The organism is Paracoccus limosus (genome assembly GCF_009711185.1).
Lineage (GTDB): Bacteria > Pseudomonadota > Alphaproteobacteria > Rhodobacterales > Rhodobacteraceae > Paracoccus > Paracoccus limosus.
Genome location: NZ_WMIF01000015.1, coordinates 79,392 through 99,127, shown reverse-complemented (window position 1 = coordinate 99,127; position 19,736 = coordinate 79,392). Strand labels below are relative to the sequence as shown.

Genomic DNA, 19,736 nt, shown 5'->3' with positions numbered 1-19,736 from the left:
GCTTCAGCAAACTGAAAAACAGCCGCCGGCTGGCAACCCGCTACGACAAAACCGCAGACAGTTTCCTCGGCTTCGTAGACGTCGCCTGCATCAGGCTCTGGCTCCGCCATTTGTCAACATGACCTAACCTTGCATTCATCACGACCCGGCAATGCCATTGCCTTTCGCGCAAAGCCTTGTAGCAATGGCGGCAAGGGGTTGCGGTCCGGCATGGCCGGCGGGGGACGGGATGGCGCAGCACGCTGGCATGGACGCGTTCCTGGATGCGCTGTTGGGGCGCATGACGCTGCAGCAGAAAATCGGCCAGTTGAACTATCCTCATGCCGTGGGGCTGGACATGACCGGCGTGGGCAAAACCGTGGACGCCCCGGCGATGATCCGGCGCGGGCAGCTGGCCGGGGTCTCGGCCGGGTCGGGACAGGCCGAACGGCGCGAATTGCAGCGGATCGCCATGGAGGAAGCGCCGCATCCGATCCCGCTGCTGATCGGCAAGGATTGCATCCAGCGTTACCGCACCGGCGGGCCGATTCCACTGGCGCTGGCCTGCTCGTGGGATCTGGCGCTGATCCACCGCATCGCGCGGATGACCGCGACCGAGGCGCGGGCCGATGGCGTCAATATCAACTGGGCGCCGATGCTGGACATCTGTTTCGACGCCCGCTGGGGCCGCATCGCCGAGGGGAATGGCGAATTCCCATGGCTGGGCGCGCGCATCGCCGAAACCATCACCCGCGCCTATCAGGGCGAGGATGGCGACATGGCCCGCCCCGACCGGATGATGGCGACGCTGAAACATTTCTGCGGCTATGGGCTGGCGCAGGCCGGTCGCGATTACGCGGCGGTCGAGGCCGGGGCACCGACCCTGTGGCGCATCATCGAGCCGTTCCGGGCGGGCATTGCCGCCGGCGCTGGCGCCGTCATGGTTTCATTCAATACGATCAACAGCATACCCGTGACAGCTCATGTCGTTTTGCTGCAAGAGGTGCTGCGGCGCAAGCTGGGCTTTCGCGGGCTGATCGTCACCGATTTCACCGCCATCGACCCCGAGCTGATCAACCATGGCATCGCCGCCGACAGCCGCGAGGCCGCCTATCTGGCCTTCAAGGCCGGGGTGAACCTTGATCTGGTCAGCGAGGCGTTCCTGCGCCACCTGCCCGGGCTGGTGGCCGAGGGCGCGGCTGACCCCGATGCTTTTTCCCGACCCTATGGCGCATGGCGACTGGGCCCGATCACTGCAGACGACGTGACCCAGCGCTGCCGCGAGGTGTTGGAGGCGAAATACCGTCTTGGCCTGTTCCATGACCCCTATCTGGGGCTGGAGCCAGCGCGGCTGGCCGCCGTCACCCGCAGCCCCGACCACATCGCGCTGGTGCGCGAGGCGGCGGCGCGCTCTTGCGTGCTGCTGAAGAACGAGGGCGTGTTGCCCTTGGCCCCACAGGGCACGGTGGCACTGATCGGCCCCTTGGCCGATGACCGAATCGACATGCAGGGCACCTGGGCCATCGACGTCGATCCCGCCCAGAACGTCACCCTGCTGGAAGGGGTGCAGGCCATCCCCGGCATCCGGGTGCTGCATGCCAAGGGCTGCAATATCACCGACGACCCGGATCTGGCCTGCCGGCTGAACATGCACAACACCGCCCGCCCCTCGGTGGTGATCGGCCCCGACACGCCGGTGCAGATGCTGGATCAGGCGCTGGCAGTGGCGGCGCAGGCCGATGCCCTGATCCTGTGTCTGGGCGAGGCCAAGGAACATTCCGGCGAATCCTCGACCCGGCTGGATGTGCAGATCCCGCTGGACCAGCGGCCGCTGTTCGACGCGATCAGCGATTACGCGCAGGCCGCCGGCAAGCCGCTGGTGCTGATCGCCATGGCTGGCCGCCCGCTGGCCCTGACGCATGAGGCGGCGCGGGTGCCGGCGCTGATCTTTACCGGCCATCCGGGGGCCGAGGGCGGCCATGCGCTGGCCGAGATCGTCTTTGGCCGGCGCGACCCCGTGGCCCGGCTGGCCTTTGCCCTGCCGCGCCATGTCGGGCAATTGCCGCTGTGCACCGAAAGCCTGCCGACCGGGCGGCCGATCCAAGGTCTGGGCGTCAGTCTGGATTGCGACGGGGCGCGCGATGCCGCGGGCGGGCATGTATTTCGCAAGTTCACCACCGCCTGCATCCTTGAGGCGCCGCATACGCCGCTTTACCCGGCGGGCTTTGGTCTGGGCTACACCAGCTTTGCCTATGGCGCGCCCCAGGCCTCGGCCAGCCGCCAGCAGGGCGAGGCGCAGCTGGATCTGACCATCACCGTGACCAATACCGGCCCCCGCGCGGGCGAGGAGCTGGTGCAGCTTTACCTGAACGACCCGGTCGCCAGCATCTCGCGCCCGACGCGCGAGCTGCGCGGCTTTCAGCGGGTGACGCTGGCCCCGGGCGAAAGCCGCGAGGTCCGCTTTCAGGTCGGGACCGAGGCGCTGGCATTCTGGCAGGGCGAAACGCTGGCCGGGGCGGTGCTGGACTGGGAACCAGGGCGCTTTGTCTTTTTCCTGGGACCGGACAGCGCCAATCTGCAGGCGGTCGAGGTGATCTGGGACAAGGCGGCCGAGGCATGAGCCCGCATCTGCAAGGCCTCACCCCGCCCGACAGCGCGCCGCCCAACCCGAACCTGCCCGAAGCCGCGCTGCTGGATGCGGTGCAGCGCCAGACCCTGCGCTATTTCTGGGATTTCGGCCATCCGGTCAGCGGCATGGCGCGGGAACGTTCGGGCGGTGCGGCCAGCTATGACACCGCGCGCACCGTGACCACCGGCGGCACCGGCTTTGGCATCATGGCGATGATCGCCGGAACCGAACGCGGCTGGATCGCCCGGCCGGACCTGATCGCGCGGCTGACGCGGATCTGCGATTTTCTGGGCTCGGCACCGCGCTATCGCGGCGCCTTCGCGCATTGGATGGATGGTGCCACTGCCGAAACCATTGCATTCTCGGCCAATGACACCGGCGGCGACATCGTCGAGACCGCCTTTCTGATGATGGGCCTGCTGACCGCCCGGCAATATGTCGTGGCAGAGACGCCCGCACTTGCGGCCAGCATCGACCGGCTGTGGCAGGGCGTCGACTGGGCCGGCTATTGCCCGCGCCCCGACCAGCTGATGTGGCATTGGCGCCCCGGCCCCGAGCCGTGGAAACAGGCCCTGCAATTGCGCGGCTGGCACGAGGCGCTGATCGCCTTCGTGCTGGGCGCGGGCGCACCGCGCCATCCGCTGCCTCCCGACGCCTATCGCATCGGCTGGAAGAACAGCCCGACCTTTCCGAACGGGCGCAGCTATTACGGCATCACCCTGCCCCTTGGGCCGGATCTGGGCGGGCCGCTGTTCTTCAGCCATTATTCCTTTCTGGGGCTGGATCCGCGCGGGCTGACCGATGCCAGCGCCGATTACTGGATGCAGAACCGGGCGCAGACGCTGATCAACCACGCGCATTGTCAGGCCAATCCGCACGGGTTTCGCGGCTATGGTCCGGCCTGGGGGCTGAGCGCCTGCGATTGCGAGGCGGGCTATGACGCCTTTTCGCCCGCCAATGACCGCGGCACCATCGCCATCACCGCCGCGCTGTCGGCCATGCCCTATGCGCCCGATCTGGCGCTGGCGGCCCTGCGCCATTACGCGGCCGACACCCGGCTGTGGGGGCCGCTGGGGTTCTATGACGCCTTCAACCCCGACACGGGTTGGGTGGCGCAAAGCCACCTTGCCATCGACCAAGGCCCGATCGTCGTGATGATCGAGAATTACCGCAGCGGGCTATTATGGCGGCTGTTCATGTCGGCGCCCGAGGTGCGGGCGGGCCTGGATCGGCTGGGCTTTCATCGCCCGCAGGATCCGCCGCCGCCGCTTGCATGACCAGTTCCAGCCGGCAGCCGAAATTGCCCCCTTCGGGCAGGGTCGATCCGATCAGCACCACCCCCATGCCCGCCAGGGGCCCGTCCAGAAGCTGCAGCACCCGGCGCCGCGATTCCGGGTCCAGCCGGTCGGGCACATCGTCGATCACCGCCCAGCGGGGCCGATGCAGCAGCAGACGGGCAAAGCACAACAGCTGCTTTTCGTTCTCGGCCAATTGCCGGTCCCAGCGTTCCTGACGGTCCAGCGCCGGCACCAGCCGGTCCAGACCCACCGCCTGCATCGCGGCGCGGATCTCGGCATCCTTGAAGGCCGAGGCCGGGCTGGGATAGCTGACGCTGGCGCGCAGGCTGCCCGGCGGCACATAGGCGCGTTGCGGCAGAAACATCACCCGCCCGCCGTTCGGCCGCTCGATCCGGCCCGAGCCCCAGGGCCAGAGCCCCGAAATGGCGCGAAAGAACAGCGTCTTGCCGGCGCCGTGCCGGGCCAGGACCAAGACCCGCTCGCCCGGCGCCAGCTGCACCTGCGCCGGCATCAGCCGCACGGTCCCCGCGCTGGAGGCAATGGCCACGTCGCTCAGCCGGATGGTGTCGTCGCGGGATTCGGACAGTTCCAGATGCGCCGCATGCCGCACCCGGCGGTCCATGTCGCGCAGCGCCTCACGGAATGCCGCGACCCGCAGCAGCGTCGCCTGCCAATCGGCGATGGACGAGAAATTGTCTACGAACCAGCGCAGCGAGGATTGCACCTGATTGAAGGCACCGACGATCATCATCAGCTCGCCAAAGCTCATCCGGCCAGCGAAATAGCTGGGTGCGGCGACAAGGATCGGCGCGACCAGCGTGAACCAGCCATAGCCCGCCGTGACCCAGGTCAGCCGGGTATTGGCGCCGACCAGCTGCCGCATCACCGTCAGCACCGAGGAAAAGCTGCGCCGCAGCCGAGTGCGCTCGGCCGCCTCGCCGCCGAAAAGCGCGATCCCTTCAAGATCCTCGTTGACGCGCACAAGGGCAAAGCGAAGCTGCGCCTCGCGGGCATAGCGTTCGCTGTCCAGCCGGATCAGCGGCCGCCCGACCAGCCAGCTGGCCAACGAGGCGATGGCGGCATAAAGCAGCGCGCACCAGACCATGAAGCCCGGCGGCGCGATCACCATATCGCCAATGCGCACGAACATGCCGCTGGACAGTTCCCAAAGCACGCCGATGAACGAGGCCAGCAGCAGCGAGGCCTGCAACAGCCCCATGCCAAGGTTGGTGGTCAGCTCGGTCAGCTGCTGGGCGTCGGCGGCGATGCGCTGGTCGGGGTTTTCGCCGATGCTGCCGGCATTCGACAGCCGGAACGCCCGCTGCGGCAGCATCCATTCGCTCAGCAGGTCATGGACCAGCCCCTTGCGCAGCAACAGCTTGGACATCTCGCGCAGCCATGCCTGCGTCACGTTCAGCGCCAGAAGCACCAGCGCCAGCTGGGCAAAGACCCAGAGCTGCTGGACAAAGGCCGGCAGGTCACGCCGGGTCAGCGCGTCATAGAACGGCTGGTTCCAGGCGTTCAGCCGGATCTGGAACCATGCGGTCGCGCCGATCACCGCCACGATGCACAGCGCCAGCGCGAACAGCCCGTTGCGCTGGCGCGAGGTCCAGAACGCCTCGCCCATGGCGGCAAGCTGGGCGCGCAGCGTCGGTGCATCCATGTCGCGCGGGGCTGCGCCCGCGGCTGCCTCGGCCTCTGTCATCTGCCTGTCCGCGCCTCCATCCTTGTCTTTTTGTGCGGGCTTTGCCGCCCGTCATGCAAGGTTGAACTGCAGACCAATCTACACGCTTTTTCGGCCTTTCACCCCGTTTTCCTGCATCCGCGCGGCCCTGGCGCACAAATCCCGCCCGCGACCGGACGCCGGCAGGCCGATCCTGCCAGCGCCCTGTGGCAGGATTGCCGACCGCCGGCAGAAAAATGCGTGGCTTTGCCGCGCGCTGTCAGTGGCGCGGCATCCCCGCCGGCCGGGCGGTGCGCTTTTGCGCCGCGATGCGGAAGGGCGCGTTCGGCGCGCCGTAACCCTGATAATTGCCCTGACGCTGCACGATCTCGAAAAAGAACCCGTCCGCGCGCGGCATCGAATAAAGCTGAAAGAACTGCCCGCCGGCATCCTCGTCATACATGATATTGGCGCGGCGCAGCCGTTCGACCAATGCGCCGTCCAGACCAAAGCGCGCCGCCACATCGTCGTAATAGTTCGCGCCGATGCGCAGCACCGGAAAGCCGCAGCGTTCCAGCGCGCTGGCGGTGGCAAACAGATCGGGCGCCGAAAAGGCGATATGCTGCACCGACGAGCCAAGGCTTTCCTCGATAAAGCGCCCCGCCAGCGTGCGCCGCGCCTCGGCGCCGTTCAGCGTGATGCGCATGCCGCCCGACCGGATCGCCTGACTGCGCACCAGCCCATCGGGGTCGATGACATCGACCATGGGCGAACGCTGCACGCGGAAGATCTCGGTATAGAACAGGGCCGAACTCAGCATCTCGTCATAGGGCATGGTCTGGCCGATATGATCGATGCCGGTGATGCCGGCACCGGGGCATTCGGCCTGATCGATCTGGAAATCCACCTCCCAGATGCGGGCAAGGTCGGTGCGGCTGTCAAGAAAGCGCATGACGCTGCCCGAGACGCCGCGAATGGCCGGGATCGACAACTCGCCCGTGCCGATCTGCTGTTCATGCGGCCGTGCCAGCAGCGCCGTGGCCCGGTCATAGGCGGCCTGCGCATCGGGCACGTTCAGCGCGATTTCCGACACGGTGGTGCCATGCGCGACATAAGCGGTGCGGGCAAAGCCGTGTTCGTCGGTATTGACCAGCAGATTGGCATTGCCCTGCCGCCACAGGGTCACCGGCTTCGAGACATGCCGGCCCGCGACCTGAAACCCGCTGGCGCCCAGCAGGGCGTTCAGCGTCTCGGCCTCTTCGGGGCTGGTAGCGAATTCCATGAACTGGACCTGATCGACCTGATCGGGGGCGGGAAAATCGGGCAGGTCGCTGGGCAGCGCCGGTTCGGCGCGCCGCGCCCGGTCGCGCACGCCGATCAGGCTGCGGTGCCCGTCCAGCGCCACCAGCCGCGGCAGGCCCGAGCGGAACTGGTCGTTGAAGATTTCAAGGCTCAGCCAGCCGTCATAGCCGGTGGCCATCACCGCGCGGGTAAATCCGGTCACATCCAGATCGCCCTCGCCCGGCATGTTGCGGAAGTGGCGCGACCAATACAGCAGATCCATGTCGATCGCCGGCGCATCGGCCATCTGCACGAAAAAGATCTTGTCGGCCGGGACCGAGCGGATGCTGTCGGGATCGATCTTGCGCGCCAGCGTGTGGAAACTGTCGAGGATCAGGCCGATGTTCGGGTGATCGGCGCGGCGCACCACCTCCCATGCGTCGCGGTGGTCGTTGACGAACCGGCCCCAGCACAGCGCCTCATAGCCGACGCGGACGCCGTGTTTGGCCGCCAGATCACCCAATTCGTTGAAATCGGCCGCCATGCGGTCGATGCCGCCCATCGCAGCCGGGTGGCACGAGGAACAGAACAGCACCAGATCGGTGCCCAGCTGGTTCATCAGATCGAACTTGCGCTCGGCCCGGGCAAATGCGCGGGCGCGATAGGGTTCGGGCAGGCCCTCGAAATCGCGGAAGGGCTGGAACAGGGTGATCTCCAGCCCCTGATCGCGGACCATGCGGCCGACCTCGGCCGGGCTGAAATCCGAAGCGATGAAATCCTGTTCGAAAATCTCGATCCCGTCAAAGCCCGCCGCGGCAATGGCCGCCAGCTTTTCGGGCAAGGTGCCGGAGAGCGATACCGTGGCAATCGAAGTCTTCATGACCTGTCCTTTTCTGTCACCGGCTGGCGCAGCCATGATCGGCGATTCCGGCGCGCGGAGCCAGCGATCATCGGCGCAGGATCCACCACCACGCGATTAACTGCAAATACCCATTCGTTCGACAGCATAACAAGGTGTTAATCGTCCCGCCGCTCACGCTCCAGCAGCGCGCGCTTGCGCTCGATGCCCCAGCGATAGCCCGACAGGCCGCCATCGCTGCGCACCACCCGGTGACAGGGGATCGCCACCGCCAGCGTATTGGCGGCGCAGGCCCCGGCCACGGCCCGATGCGCACCCGGCGCGCCGATGCGGGCCGCAAGCTCAGCATAGCTGACGGTCTGGCCCGGCGCGATGCGGCGCAGCGCCTGCCAGACCTTTTGCTGGAATGCGGTGCCGCGAATGTCCAACGCCAGCTCGGGGCCCTGCGTCTGTCCCGGCGCCTCGACCATGGCCACGACGCGGGCCACCAGCGCCTCGAACCCGGCATCGCCCCCGATCAGCTCGGCCTGCGAAAAGCGGTCCTGCAATTCGCGCAGCAGCGCCTCGGGCGAATCGCCCAGCGAGATGGCGCAGATGCCGCTGGCGCTGCTTGCGACCAGAATCGCCCCCAGCGCGCATTGCCCCAACGCAAAGCGGATCGTCTCGCCCGCGCCGCCCTTGCGCCATGCGCCGGGCGTCATGCCCAGCATCGCCCCGGCCTCGGCATAGAACCGCCCCGACGAGCCAAAGCCGGTGGCATGGATCGCCTCGGTCACGCTGGCGGCGGGGGCCAGCGACCGGCGCAGCCGCTCGGCCCGGCGGGCGCGGGCATAGGCCTGCGGCGTCATGCCGGTGCGGGCCTTGAACTGGCGGTGGAAATGCCAGACGCTGAGCCCGATCCGACCCGCCAGCGCGGCGGTCGACAGCGGTTCTTCGGCGGCGTCGATCATCTGGCAGGCCGCGTCGATCAGCGCCGCCCCCGCCTCGGCCGGGGATTGCGCCTGCGGATGGCAGCGCCGGCAGGGGCGATAGCCCGCCGCCTCGGCCGCCGCCGCATCGGGGTAAAAGCTGACATTCACCCTGAGCGCCCGGCGCGAGGCGCAGGACGGCCGACAATAGACCCCGGTGCTGCGCACCGCATAGACAAAGCGCCCGTCGGCTGTAGCATCACGGCGCTCGACCGCCAGCCAACGCGAATCCACGCCATCCCGATCCTGTTCCATCATCCGCATGTCATAGCACCTTTTGCTGGGGTTGAGGCACAGTCTAATGCCGGGAAGATCCGCCCGCTTCTCGTCCTTTGCTGCCAAATTCGCGGGCGCGGCCCGGTCGGGGGGTGCATTTGCCGGGCCGCGGGGCGGAACCCTTGCGGCTGGCGATGGTTGGCCCGGTGATGAGGCGGTCCCGGCCCCGGCGACCGCGCTGCAGGAAAGGACAAGACCTTGAAGGACAACGCCCCCGTATTCGACGCCCTCGATCTGGACCGTCACGCCTTTTTCTTTGATTTCGACGGCACTTTGGCCGAATTCACCGACGACCCCGCCGATGTGGCGCTGGATGCGCGGCTGGGGCTGGACCTCATGCGGCTGCTGCGGCGCACCGGCGGCGCGGTGGCGATCCTGACCGGCCGGCACCGGGCCGAGATCCTGTCGCACATCGATCCCGCCATCCCGGTGGCCGGGCTGCATGGCGCCGAATTTCCCGGCGAGGTGCTGGCCCATGACCCGGCCCGCCGCGCGCAGTTTTCGCCGCTGCTGCCGGGGCTTTCGGCGCTGGTCGCGGCCTTTCCGGGCACGCTGCTTGAGGAAAAGGACGCGGGCTTTGCCCTGCATTGGCGCCGCGCGCCGCAGCATGAACAGGCGATGATCGCCGCCGCCGAGCGCGCCTTGACCGAGCTGGGCCCGGACTGGGTGATCCAGCACGGCAAATTCGTGGCCGAGCTGCGCCAGAGCGGCGGCGACAAGGGCAGCGCGCTGCGCCGCTTCATGGCGGAACCGCCCTTTGCCGGGCGGCTGCCGGTGGCCTTTGGCGACGATCTGAACGACATGCCGATGCTGGCCGCCGCGCGCGAGCTGGGCGGGCTGGCCGTCGCCATGGGCGAACGCGACCTGCCCGCCGATCACCGCCTGTCCGGTCCGCGCGCTCTGGCCGAATGGCTGGAAAGGGGGCTGGCATGACCGGGGCGCTGGAGCCCAGCCTTGACCTTGGCCTGATCGGCAATGCCGCCACCGCCGCCCTGATCGACCGTCAGGGCGACATCCGCTGGATGTGCCTGCCGCGCTTTGACGGCGATCCGCTGTTCTGCGGCCTTCTGGATCCCGTCGCCGGCCCCGACGAGGGCATCTGGTCGATCCGCTGCGACGCACTGGCCACCAGCACCCAGCATTACCGCCGCAATACCGCGATCCTTGAAACCCTGCAGACCGACGCACAGGGCAACAGCCTGCGCATCATCGACTTTCTGCCGCGCTTTCGCGACCGGGGCCGGATGTTTCGCGGCCGCACGCTGGTGCGCATTGTCCAGCCGGTGCAGGGCATGCCGCGCATCACCGTGCGGCTGCGGCCCCGCCACGATTACGGGGCGCGCGCGGCCAAGGCGCGGCGCGGCTCGAACCACCTGCGCTATGAGCTGGGCGATGACAGCCTGCGGCTGACCACCACCGCGCCGGTCGAATTCGTCCTGTCGGAAACCCCGTTCCTGCTGGACCAGCCGCAGGTGTTCCTGCTGGGCCCCGACGAGCCGCTGAGCGACGCCTCCGAAGCCATCGCCCTACGCTTTCTGGAGCGGACCGAGGATTACTGGACCGACTGGGTGCGCGCCCTGTCGATCCCGCCCGATTACCAAGAGGCGGTGATCCGCGCCGCGATCACGCTGAAACTCTGCGAATACGAGGAAACCGGCGGCATCGTCGCGGCGCTGACCACCTCGATCCCGGAATATCAGGGCACGGGCCGCAACTGGGATTACCGCTTTTGCTGGCTGCGCGACAGCTTCTTTACCGTCAAGGCACTGAATTCGCTGGGCGTCACCCGCACGATGGAGGATTACCTTAATTACGTGCTGAACCTCGCCACCGCCGCGCCCGATGGTTACATGCAGCCGCTGTTCGGGCTGGGGCATGAACGCCGCGTGACCGAGGAAACCTGCCCGGCGCTGGCGGGCTATGCGGCAAACGGCCCTGTCCGGCGCGGCAATGCCGCCTATACGCAGGTCCAGAATGATGGCTATGGCTCGGTCATCCTTGCGGTCAGCCAGTGCTTTTTCGACACCCGCCTGCCGCGTCTGGGCGGCGAGGATCTGTTCCACCGGCTGGAATCGCTGGGCGAACAGGCGGTGGCGCGCTGGAACACGCCCGATGCCGGGCTGTGGGAATTCCGCACCCGCGAAAGCATCCACACCCATTCGGCGCTGATGTGCTGGGGCGCCTGCGACCGGCTGGCGCGCATCGCCCGCCATCTGGGGCTGGGGCGCCGCGCCCGCTATTGGTGCGCCCATGCCGCCCGCATCCGCGAGGCGATCGAGGCCTATGGCTGGAGTGCCGAGCGCCAAAGCTATGTCATGGCCTTTGGCGGCAGCGATCTGGACGCAAGCCTGCTGCTGATGACCGAGGTGGGCTATACCACCGGCGCCGCGCCGCGCTATCGCGCCACCGTCGCCGCCATCGAGGCCGAGCTGCGTCAGGGCCATCACCTGTTTCGCTACAAGGCGCCCGACGATTTCGGCACACCCGAAACCGCCTTCACCGCCTGCACCTTCTGGCTGATCGAGGCGCTGGCCCGGCTGGGCCGCAAGGACGAGGCGCGCGAGATCTTTGTCGAGGTGCTGGCGCAGCGCACGCCTTTGGGCCTGCTCTCCGAGGGCGTGCATGTCGAGACCCGGCGGCTGTGGGGCAATTTCCCGCAGACCTATTCCATGGTCGGGCTGATCAATGCCGCCGCCAAACTGTCGCGCACATGGGAGGAGGTGGTATGAGCCGGCTGGTCGTCGTCTCGAACCGGCTGCCGGCGCTTGGCAAGGGGGTGGCTGCGGGCGGGTTGGCCGTGGCGCTTGAGGCGGCGCTGCACGATCACGGCGGGCTGTGGCTGGGCTGGTCGGGCAAGACCTGCGCCGCACCTTCCGAGCAGTTGCACATGCAGGAACTGGACAATGTGACCTATGCGGCGCTGGATCTCAGCCCCGAGGAGGTCGCGGGCTATTACGAGGGCATGTCGAATTCGGTGCTGTGGCCGCTGTGCCATTACCGGGTCGATCTGATGGAATACAGCCGCCCGGCGCTGGAACGTTACCTTGCGGTGAACGACCGCTTTGCCCGGGCCCTGGCCGCGATCCTGCGCCCCGATGATCTGATCTGGGTGCATGACTATCACCTGATCCCGCTGGCGGCGGCGCTGCGGCGTCTGGGGGTGGAAAACCGCATCGGCTATTATCACCACATCCCATGGCCCGCGCCGGACCTGTTCCGCGCCCTGCCCAAATCCGACGGCTTTCTGGCCGGGATCCTGGCCTATGACGTGGTCGGGGTGCAGACCTCGGCCGATGCGCGCCATCTGCGCGCGGCGCTGGATGCCGCCCGCCCGCGTCTGGAACGCATCGCCCAGCCGCGCGGCACCCGCATCGGCGCCTATCCGATCTCGATCGACACCGCGACCTTTGTTGCCCGTGCGCGGCGGGCGCAGGAACTGCCGCGCATCCGCGAGCTGCACCGCCGCTTTGGCCCGCGCGATCTGGTGATCGGCGTGGACCGGCTGGATTATTCCAAGGGACTGCCCGAACGGCTGCGCGCCATCGAGAATCTGCTTGAGCAGCATTCCGGCCTGCACAACCGGGTGAGTTTTTTGCAGATCACCCCGGCCTCGCGCAGCGGCATCGAGGGCTATGACCGCATCCAGCAAGAGGTCGCCGAACGCGCCGGGCGCCTGAATGCCAGCTATGGCACGCTGGACTGGGTGCCGGTGCGCTATATCAACCGCGCCTTCAGCCACAGCCTGCTGGCCGGGCTTTACCGGCTGTCGCGGGTGGGGCTGGTCACACCGCTGCGCGACGGCATGAACCTTGTGGCCAAGGAATATGTCGCGGCGCAGGACCCGGCCGATCCCGGCGTGCTGGTGCTGTCGCAATTCGCCGGCGCCGCGCATGAGCTGCGCGACGCGCTGATCGTGAACCCGCATGACGTGGACGATGTCTCGAACGCGCTGGCGCGCGCGCTGACCATGCCGATCGAGGAACGCCGCGACCGCCATGGCCGGATGATGGCGCAGCTGACGGCGCGCCCGGTCTCGGTCTGGGCGCGCGAATTCCTGCGCGACCTTGCGGCGGGGCAGCGCCTGCCGGGCTAATCCGCGTCTGCGGGGCGGCGGAACAGCGCATACCACGCCCCCCCCGCCAGACCGATCGCCATGGCAAACCAGGTCAGCGCATAGCTGAGATGGCTGTTGCGGAAACTGACCACGGTCAGCCCGCCGACAGGCAGCAGGTCGGGGCCGGGCTGCGCATCGGCGTCGATGAAATAGGGCGCGGCCTCGATCCGCTGCGCCGCCGACATCGCCGCCACGTCGCGGGAAAACCAGCGCCCGGCGGCGGGGTCGTTGGCACGCAGAAAGCCGCCGCCGGGCTGGCTGATCCGCAACAGGCCCGTCACCCGCACCTCGCCCGCGGGCTGGCTGCGCGCACCGGCCTCACGGCGGTCGTCGGGGACGAAACCGCGGTTCACCCAGACCCGCCAGCCGGCATCGGTGACCAGCGGTGTCATCACCCAATAGCCCGAGCCCTGCCCCGTCACCGCCTTGGCCAGAAGCTCGGCGCCGAAGTCATAGCGGCCCGCAACCTCGACCCGGCGGTATTCGTCGGCCTGCGCATCCACCCCGGCCCAATCGGCCGGACCGGGGGCCGCGACCGGCGCTGCGGCCAGACGCGCCTCGACCCGGGCGATCAGATCGGTCTTACAGTGCAGGCGCTGCACCTGCCAGATGCCCAGGCCCGAAAACAGAATGACGCCCGCCAGTGCGGCGAGCGTCATCAGCATCAGGGCAAGGCGCGAACGATGCGTCGCGCCCGCTGTCACGGCATGACCTGCAATTCGTGGCTCATCTGCGGCATCATATTGGTGTTCATGTGGAACATGACCCACAGCGAACCGGCCAGCATGATCACGACGATGACGACGGTGAACACGGTGGACAGCATGGTCCAGCCCTCTTCGGCGCTGCTGGTCATGTGCAGGAAATAGATCATGTGCACCAGCACCTGCGCCACCGCGCAAAGCACCACCACCGCGATGGTCAGCGCCCGGCTGTCAAAGCCGCCGCCCATCACGATGCCAAAGGGGATGACGGTCAGGATGACCGCCAGGACAAAGCCGGTCATGTAGCTTTTGAAGCTGCCATGCGCGTGGTCGTCATGGCCATGACCGTGGCCGTGGTGATGGCCGTCATGAGCGTTGTGCGAATGCGCCATCTCAGATCACCCCCAGCAGATAGACGACGGTAAACACCCCGATCCAGATCAGGTCGAGGAAGTGCCAGAACAGGCTGAGACAGGTCAGCCGGCGCTGGTTGGCCGAGGTCAGGCCGAATTTCGACACCTGCACCATCAGCGTCACCAGCCAGATCGAACCGAAGGTGACGTGCAGACCATGCGTGCCGACCAGCGCAAAGAAGGACGACAGGAAGGCCGAGCGCCAGGGACCTGCGCCCTCGGCGATCATATGGTGGAACTCGTAAAGCTCGATGCCGAGGAAGCACAGGCCAAAGAACAGCGTGATCGCCAGCCAGCGCAGGGTGCCGGACTTGTCGCCCGCCCCCATGCGCAACATGGCAAAGCCATAGGTGATCGACGACAGCAGCAGCATGGTGGTGTTGACCGCCACCAGCGACAGGTCGAACAGGTCCTTGGGGCCGGGACCGGCCGCAAGATTGCCGCGCAACACGCCGAAGGTCGCAAAGAGCACTGCGAACATCAGGCAGTCGCTCATCAGATAGACCCAGAAGCCGATACTGGTCGAGGCGCCCTCCGGGTGGTGGTGCGGCTCGGTTTCCCAGTATTCGGACGCCGTTTTGATCTCGGTTACGGTGCTCATCGGCTCAGGCTCCCTGCGCCAGTGCGCGGTCGCGGGCGTTCTCGACGCTTTCGACCTCGTTCACCGGGACGTAGAAGTCGCGGTTGTAGTTGAAGGTGTGGTAGATCGCAAAGCCGACCAGACCGGCAAAGCTGACGGCGGCAAGCCACCAGATATACCAGATCATCGCCATGCCAAGGATCGTGGACAGGCCCGCCAGGATCACACCCGAGCCGGTATAGCGCGGCATGTGGATCGGGATATAGGGCGCGCGCGGACGCTGGGCCCCGGCCGCTTTCATGTCCGTCCAGGCATCCAGGCCATGCACGACGGGCGTGAAGGCAAAGTTGTAGGACGGCGGCGGCGACGAGGTCGACCATTCCAGCGTGCGGCCGTTCCACGGATCGCCCGTCACGTCGCGATAGGCCGGATCGTTGCGTTTCCAGATCGAGATGCCGAATTGCAGGAACATCGAGCCGATACCGCAGGCGATCAGGAAGGCGCCGATGCCGGCGATGATGAACCAGATCTGCAGGCTGGGATCGTCAAAGACGCGCACCCGGCGGGTCACACCCATCAGGCCCAGCACGTAAAGCGGCGTGAAGGCCACCCAGAAGCCGATCACCCAGCACCAGAACGAGACCTTGCCCCAGAACCTGTTCAGCTTGAAGCCGAAGGCCTTGGGCCACCAGTAGTTGATCGCCGCGAAGACGCCGAACACCACGCCGCCGATGATCACGTTATGGAAGTGCGCAATCAGGAACAGCGAGTTGTGCAGCACGAAATCCGCCGGCGGAACGGCCAGCAGAACGCCGGTCATGCCGCCGATGACAAAGGTCAGCATGAAGGCCACGGTCCACATCATCGGCAGCTCGAACCGGACGCGGCCGCGATACATGGTGAACAGCCAGTTGAAGATCTTGGCGCCCGTCGGGATCGAGATGATCATCGTCGTGATGCCGAAGAACGAGTTCACGGATGCACCCGCGCCCATGGTGAAGAAGTGGTGCAGCCAGACCAGATAGGACAGGATGGTGATACAGACGGTCGCATAGACCATCGAGGTATAGCCGAACAGACGCTTGCCCGAGAAGGTCGCGGTGACCTCCGAGTAGACGCCAAAGAGCGGCAGCACCAGAATATAGACCTCGGGGTGGCCCCAGATCCAGATCAGGTTGATATACATCATCGGGCTGCCGCCGTTTTCGGCGGTAAAGAAGTTGGTGCCGATGTAGCGATCCAGCGTCAGCAGGATCAGCGTCATGGTCAGCACCGGGAAGGTCGCCACGATCAGGATGTTGGTGCAGAACGAGGTCCAGGTGAACACCGGCATCCGCATCATGGTCATGCCCGGGGCGCGCATCTTCAGGATGGTGACCATCAGGTTGATGCCCGACAGCGTTGTCCCTACCCCGGCGACCTGAAGGCCCCAGATGTAGTAATCGACGCCGACCCAAGGACTGGCCTGAATGCCCGACAGCGGCGGGAAGGCCAGCCAGCCGGTCTGCGCGAATTCACCGACGAACAGCGAGGCCATCACGATGACCGCGCCGCCCACCGTCATCCAGAACGAAAAGTTGTTCAGGAACGGAAAGGACACGTCGCGCGCGCCGATCTGCAACGGCACGATATAGTTCATCAGGCCGGTGACGAAGGGCATCGCCACGAAAAAGATCATGATGACGCCATGCGCCGTGAAGATCTGGTCGTAGTGATGCGAATTCAGGTAGCCCTCGGACCCGTTGAAGGCCCAGACCTGCTGGATGCGCATCATCACCGCATCGGCAAAGCCGCGCACGAACATGATCATGCCCAGGATCATATACATGATCCCGATCTTCTTGTGGTCCACCGAGGTGAACCACTCGTTCCAGAGATAGCCCCAGAGCTTGAACTTGGTCAGGGCGGCGACCAGCGCGATGCCGCCGATGGCGACGACGGCAAAGGTCGCCATGACGATGGGCTCCTTCGGAATGGCGTCCCAGTTCAGGCGCCCCAGAAGGAAGGTAGTCTCGACATTTGTAGGAATGGCCATCTGGGACTCCGGGTCAGAGCTTGGGTTCGACGGCGTTGTCTCGCCGCGCGTCCTGGATGATCCGAGGCATGTCGATAATGCCAAGGCGATTGTCGGGGCGGGGCAGCGCCAGGCCGCGCATGGGCGCCGGGTCGTTGCGGGTCACGGGCTGGGTGCTGCGCATCTCGGCAAACATCTTTTCCGAATCCTCGGGGGTGCAGAAGCTGTTCACCTGGAAGGGCGCCGAGCCCAGCACGGCAATGCCAGAGCCGCGGCGGATCGAGGCGTCGCGGGTCAGCGCGCCGGTGTTCATGGTGCCGGCAAGGCCGGTGCCACCCTGTTTGTCCAGCGCGGCCATCTCGGCCATGCACATCTTGCCCTGCTCGACGCACATATTGACGGCGCGGTCGAACAGTTCGGGATCGACCTGGGCAAAGCTCATCGGCTTGACGTTCTCGCTGGGTTTTTCCAGCTCGAGGTATTTCGCGCGGTCCAGCGTGCCGCCGGCGGCGCGGGTCTCGTCGAGCCAGGCGTCGAAGGCGGCCTCATCCAGCGCATGCGTCTTGAACCGCATCCCCGAGAAGCCATGCCCCGAATAATGCGAGGCCAGACCCTGATAATCGCCCGTCTCGTTGAAGACGCCGTGCAGCTTGGTCTCCATCGCCGGCATGGCATAGATCATGCCCGCCATGGCCGGGATGTAGAAGGCATTCATCACCGTCGACGAGGTCAGCGTGAACTCGATCTCGCGGTTGACCGGCACGGCAAGGTCATTGACCGTGGCGACGCCCTGTTCGGGATAGATGAACAGCCATTTCCAGTCCAGCGCCACGACCTCGACCTGCAACGGCTTCTGGTCGGGGGCGGGCTCGCTGGCCGACAGGCGGTCCAGCGGGCGGAACGGGTCCAGCAGATGCGTGCCGACCCAGGTCAGCGCGCCAAGGCAGATGATGATCAGCAGCGGCGCCGCCCAGATCACCAGCTCGAACTTGGTCGAGTGATCCCAGTCGGGCGCATAGGTCGCCTGACGGTTCGAGGCGCGGTAGCGCCACGAGAACCAGACGATCAGCACCATGACCGGAATGATGATCAGCATCATCAGCCCGGTCGAGGCCAGAAGCAGGTCCTTTTGCCGCTCGGCGATATAGCCGGAGGGCTTGAGCACCTCCATCTTGCAGGCGCCAAGAGCCAGGAAAATAGGGGCAAGCGCGGTAAGACGCGCCAGAGGGAATGGAATACGCATGAGAGCCGTAACCTCACCTGTCGGGGGCATGAGGAGGAATCGGTAAGAGCCCACCCCCTAAAGGCTGGGTCCCGTCCCAGACATAGGACAATTTGCCACACCCTGCCCACCTTGAATCTCATGGTTGACCAGACCAAGGTCTCGGCCTTCTATCATCACAACGCCCCCTCAGCCGTCGGGTGCCCGCAAGAGGTCCGCTAGACATGAGTGCAACTTCCTCCTCCTCGCTCCCCGATGAGGCGAGCGATCATCACGTCTCGCCCTCCGACATCGCGGTGGGCGTGATCATTGGCCGGTCGTCGGAGTTCTTCGACTTCTTCGTCTTTGCCATCGCCTCGGTGATCATCTTCCCGTCGCGCTATTTTTCCTTTGCAGATCCGCTGACTGCGACGCTGTGGTCATTCGCGGTCTTTGCGCTGGCCTTTCTGGCGCGGCCCCTGGGCACCGCCTTTTTCACCGTCATCGACCGCCGCTATGGCAAGGGCGCCAAGCTGACGCTGGCGCTCTTGATCCTTGGCACCTCGACCGTGGGCATGGGTCTGATCCCGTCCTATGCCCAGATCGGCGGCGCCTCGATCTTTGTGCTGTGCTTCCTGCGATTCGGTCAGGGCTTTGCCTTGGGCGGCGCATGGGACGGGTTGCCGTCGCTGCTGAACATGAACGCCCCCAAGGGCAAACGCGGTTTTTATGCCATGGTGCCGCAGCTGGGCGCGATGGTGGGTCTGGGCGTCGCCAGCCTGCTGTTTGCCTATCTGCTCTCGAACATGTCGCAGGCCGATTTCCTGGAATGGGGCTGGCGCTATCCGTTCTTTGTGGCCTTTGCCATCAACGTCGTGGCGCTGTTTGCGCGGCTGCGCATCGTGGTGACGCCGGAATATTCCGAGGCCTTCGAATCGCGCCAGCTGCAACCGACGAGCTTCCGCGCCGCTTTCCGCGAGGATGGCCGCACCCTGCTGGTCGGCGCCTTCGTGCCGCTGGCCAGCTTTGCGCTGTTCCACATGGTCACGGTGTTCCCGCTGTCCTGGGTCTATCTTTACACCAATGAAAGCACCTCCAGCTTTCTGGTGATCGAGGCCATTGCCGCCGCCTGGGGTTTCCTGGCCATTGTCGCTTCGGGCATCATCTCGGACCGTATCGGCAGCCGCCGGCTGCTGTATCGGGGCGCCATCCTGATCGCGATCTTTGCCGTGGTCGCGCCGCTTTTGCTGAACGGCAGCAAGTTCGGCGAAGCGGTCTACATGACCGCCGGTGCGATCATCCTTGGCCTCAGCTTTGGCCAAAGCTCGGGCGCGGTCGCCTCGCTCTTCGATGCCAGCCGCCGCTATACCGGCTCTGCCGTGGTTTCGGATCTGGCATGGCTGTTCGGTGCGGGCTTTGCGCCGCTGGCGGCGCTGGCGCTGTCGGCATGGCTTGGGCTCTGGGCCGCCGGCCTTTACCTGCTGTCGGGCGCGGTCTGCACGATCCTCGCGCTGCGCTTTGCCCGCAAGCTGGAGTTCCGGTCGAACTGACCGCATCCCGGCCGATCCATCCTGCAACGCCCGGGCCCGTCCCGGGCGTTTGCCGTTTCCAAGGGCAGCACACGCGCCCTGCCGCCGCGCCAAAAGCCGCCACCGCGTTCCATGATCGCCACGCCCGGCGGAACAATTTATCGGCCCGGCGATCAAACCATGCGCGCCTGTGCTTCTTTTCATGGCACCCTTATCCCGGCAAGGCCC

Annotated in this window: 14 protein-coding genes and 1 pseudogene; 7 read left to right on the top strand and 8 right to left on the bottom strand. The window is 66.3% G+C overall.

Going from position 1 to position 19,736, the window contains the following annotated elements:
* From GL279_RS11940 to GL279_RS11930, 3 genes and pseudogenes are all read left to right on the top strand, one after another.
* A pseudogene (locus tag GL279_RS11940) lies at nucleotides 1-122 on the top strand (IS5/IS1182 family transposase); the annotation flags it as partial.
* A 107-nt stretch (nucleotides 123-229) separates the two neighbouring features.
* Complete coding sequence (locus tag GL279_RS11935; RefSeq protein ID WP_170293959.1) at nucleotides 230-2,599, top strand: glycoside hydrolase family 3 N-terminal domain-containing protein; 2,370 nt, start codon at nucleotides 230-232, stop codon at nucleotides 2,597-2,599.
* The gene (locus GL279_RS11930) at nucleotides 2,596-3,885 is read left to right on the top strand and encodes a glucoamylase family protein (RefSeq protein ID WP_155064865.1); all 1,290 of its coding nucleotides are present in this window, start codon (nucleotides 2,596-2,598) and stop codon (nucleotides 3,883-3,885) included. The genes GL279_RS11935 and GL279_RS11930 overlap by 4 nt, the downstream gene beginning before the upstream one ends.
* On the opposite strand, the gene GL279_RS11925 is transcribed toward GL279_RS11930, so the two are convergent.
* From GL279_RS11925 to ada, 3 genes are all read right to left on the bottom strand, one after another.
* Nucleotides 3,803-5,611, bottom strand: coding sequence for an ABC transporter ATP-binding protein/permease (locus GL279_RS11925; protein ID WP_155064864.1), 1,809 nt, complete (start codon nucleotides 5,609-5,611; stop codon nucleotides 3,803-3,805). The two genes, GL279_RS11930 and GL279_RS11925, sit on opposite strands and share 83 nt — an antisense overlap.
* Before the next feature lie 238 nt (nucleotides 5,612-5,849).
* Nucleotides 5,850-7,730, bottom strand: a complete 1,881-nt coding sequence (locus tag GL279_RS11920; protein WP_155064863.1) for a bifunctional sugar phosphate isomerase/epimerase/4-hydroxyphenylpyruvate dioxygenase family protein — start codon at nucleotides 7,728-7,730, stop codon at nucleotides 5,850-5,852.
* A gap of 137 nt (nucleotides 7,731-7,867) precedes the next feature.
* Nucleotides 7,868-8,941 carry a bifunctional DNA-binding transcriptional regulator/O6-methylguanine-DNA methyltransferase Ada gene (ada, locus tag GL279_RS11915; protein WP_155064862.1) on the bottom strand — a complete coding sequence of 358 codons (1,074 nt, stop codon included), beginning with the start codon at nucleotides 8,939-8,941 and terminating at the stop codon, nucleotides 7,868-7,870.
* Nucleotides 8,942-9,151: 210 nt separating this feature from the next.
* Here ada and otsB point away from each other — a divergent pair, with 210 nt between their 5' ends.
* Genes otsB through GL279_RS11900 form a run of 3 tightly spaced genes read left to right on the top strand, consistent with a single transcriptional unit; the run spans nucleotide 9,152 to nucleotide 13,046 of the window.
* The gene (otsB, locus tag GL279_RS11910) at nucleotides 9,152-9,886 is read left to right on the top strand and encodes a trehalose-phosphatase (RefSeq protein WP_155064861.1); all 735 of its coding nucleotides are present in this window, start codon (nucleotides 9,152-9,154) and stop codon (nucleotides 9,884-9,886) included.
* A complete protein-coding gene (locus tag GL279_RS11905; protein ID WP_155064860.1) occupies nucleotides 9,883-11,682 on the top strand; it encodes a glycoside hydrolase family 15 protein in 1,800 nt (599 codons plus the stop codon). Before otsB ends, GL279_RS11905 begins: the two co-directional genes overlap by 4 nt.
* Entirely contained in the window at nucleotides 11,679-13,046 is a 1,368-nt protein-coding gene (locus GL279_RS11900) for an alpha,alpha-trehalose-phosphate synthase (UDP-forming) (RefSeq protein ID WP_155064859.1), read from the top strand. The genes GL279_RS11905 and GL279_RS11900 overlap by 4 nt, the downstream gene beginning before the upstream one ends.
* Here GL279_RS11900 and GL279_RS11895 read toward each other — a convergent pair.
* The 5 genes from GL279_RS11895 to cyoA are packed head-to-tail and all read right to left on the bottom strand — an operon-like array spanning nucleotide 13,043 to nucleotide 18,021.
* Nucleotides 13,043-13,771 carry an SURF1 family protein gene (locus GL279_RS11895; protein WP_343039793.1) on the bottom strand — a complete coding sequence of 243 codons (729 nt, stop codon included), beginning with the start codon at nucleotides 13,769-13,771 and terminating at the stop codon, nucleotides 13,043-13,045. The two genes, GL279_RS11900 and GL279_RS11895, sit on opposite strands and share 4 nt — an antisense overlap.
* Nucleotides 13,768-14,163: a cytochrome o ubiquinol oxidase subunit IV gene (gene cyoD, locus GL279_RS11890; protein WP_155064858.1), complete on the bottom strand. Its 396-nt coding sequence runs from the start codon at nucleotides 14,161-14,163 to the stop codon at nucleotides 13,768-13,770. The genes GL279_RS11895 and cyoD overlap by 4 nt, the downstream gene beginning before the upstream one ends.
* A 1-nt stretch (nucleotide 14,164) precedes the next feature.
* Nucleotides 14,165-14,785: a cytochrome o ubiquinol oxidase subunit III gene (gene cyoC / locus GL279_RS11885; protein ID WP_155064857.1), complete on the bottom strand. Its 621-nt coding sequence runs from the start codon at nucleotides 14,783-14,785 to the stop codon at nucleotides 14,165-14,167.
* 4 nt (nucleotides 14,786-14,789) lie between these two features.
* On the bottom strand, nucleotides 14,790-16,799 hold the full coding sequence (cyoB, locus tag GL279_RS11880; protein ID WP_155064856.1) for a cytochrome o ubiquinol oxidase subunit I: 2,010 nt from the start codon (nucleotides 16,797-16,799) through the stop codon (nucleotides 14,790-14,792).
* Between the two features lie 13 nt (nucleotides 16,800-16,812).
* Nucleotides 16,813-18,021: a ubiquinol oxidase subunit II gene (cyoA, locus tag GL279_RS11875; RefSeq protein ID WP_211371303.1), complete on the bottom strand. Its 1,209-nt coding sequence runs from the start codon at nucleotides 18,019-18,021 to the stop codon at nucleotides 16,813-16,815.
* A gap of 203 nt (nucleotides 18,022-18,224) precedes the next feature.
* Between cyoA and GL279_RS11870 the strand changes: the two genes are divergently transcribed.
* Entirely contained in the window at nucleotides 18,225-19,529 is a 1,305-nt protein-coding gene (locus GL279_RS11870) for an MFS transporter (protein WP_155064854.1), read from the top strand.
* Nucleotides 19,530-19,736: the final 207 nt, after the last annotated feature.

What these genes read in the sequence shown, in the direction of transcription:
- GL279_RS11935 (WP_170293959.1), top strand. Translation starts at nt 230, where the DNA reads ATGGCGCAGCACGCTGGCATGGACGCGTTCCTGGATGCGCTGTTGGGG.
- GL279_RS11930 (WP_155064865.1), top strand. Translation starts at nt 2,596, where the DNA reads ATGAGCCCGCATCTGCAAGGCCTCACCCCGCCCGACAGCGCGCCGCCC.
- GL279_RS11925 (WP_155064864.1), bottom strand. Translation starts at nt 5,611, where the DNA reads ATGACAGAGGCCGAGGCAGCCGCGGGCGCAGCCCCGCGCGACATGGAT.
- GL279_RS11920 (WP_155064863.1), bottom strand. Translation starts at nt 7,730, where the DNA reads ATGAAGACTTCGATTGCCACGGTATCGCTCTCCGGCACCTTGCCCGAA.
- ada (WP_155064862.1), bottom strand. Translation starts at nt 8,941, where the DNA reads ATGCGGATGATGGAACAGGATCGGGATGGCGTGGATTCGCGTTGGCTG.
- GL279_RS11905 (WP_155064860.1), top strand. Translation starts at nt 9,883, where the DNA reads ATGACCGGGGCGCTGGAGCCCAGCCTTGACCTTGGCCTGATCGGCAAT.
- GL279_RS11900 (WP_155064859.1), top strand. Translation starts at nt 11,679, where the DNA reads ATGAGCCGGCTGGTCGTCGTCTCGAACCGGCTGCCGGCGCTTGGCAAG.
- cyoD (WP_155064858.1), bottom strand. Translation starts at nt 14,163, where the DNA reads ATGGCGCATTCGCACAACGCTCATGACGGCCATCACCACGGCCACGGT.
- cyoC (WP_155064857.1), bottom strand. Translation starts at nt 14,785, where the DNA reads ATGAGCACCGTAACCGAGATCAAAACGGCGTCCGAATACTGGGAAACC.
- cyoB (WP_155064856.1), bottom strand. Translation starts at nt 16,799, where the DNA reads ATGGCCATTCCTACAAATGTCGAGACTACCTTCCTTCTGGGGCGCCTG.
- cyoA (WP_211371303.1), bottom strand. Translation starts at nt 18,021, where the DNA reads ATGCGTATTCCATTCCCTCTGGCGCGTCTTACCGCGCTTGCCCCTATT.
- GL279_RS11870 (WP_155064854.1), top strand. Translation starts at nt 18,225, where the DNA reads ATGAGTGCAACTTCCTCCTCCTCGCTCCCCGATGAGGCGAGCGATCAT.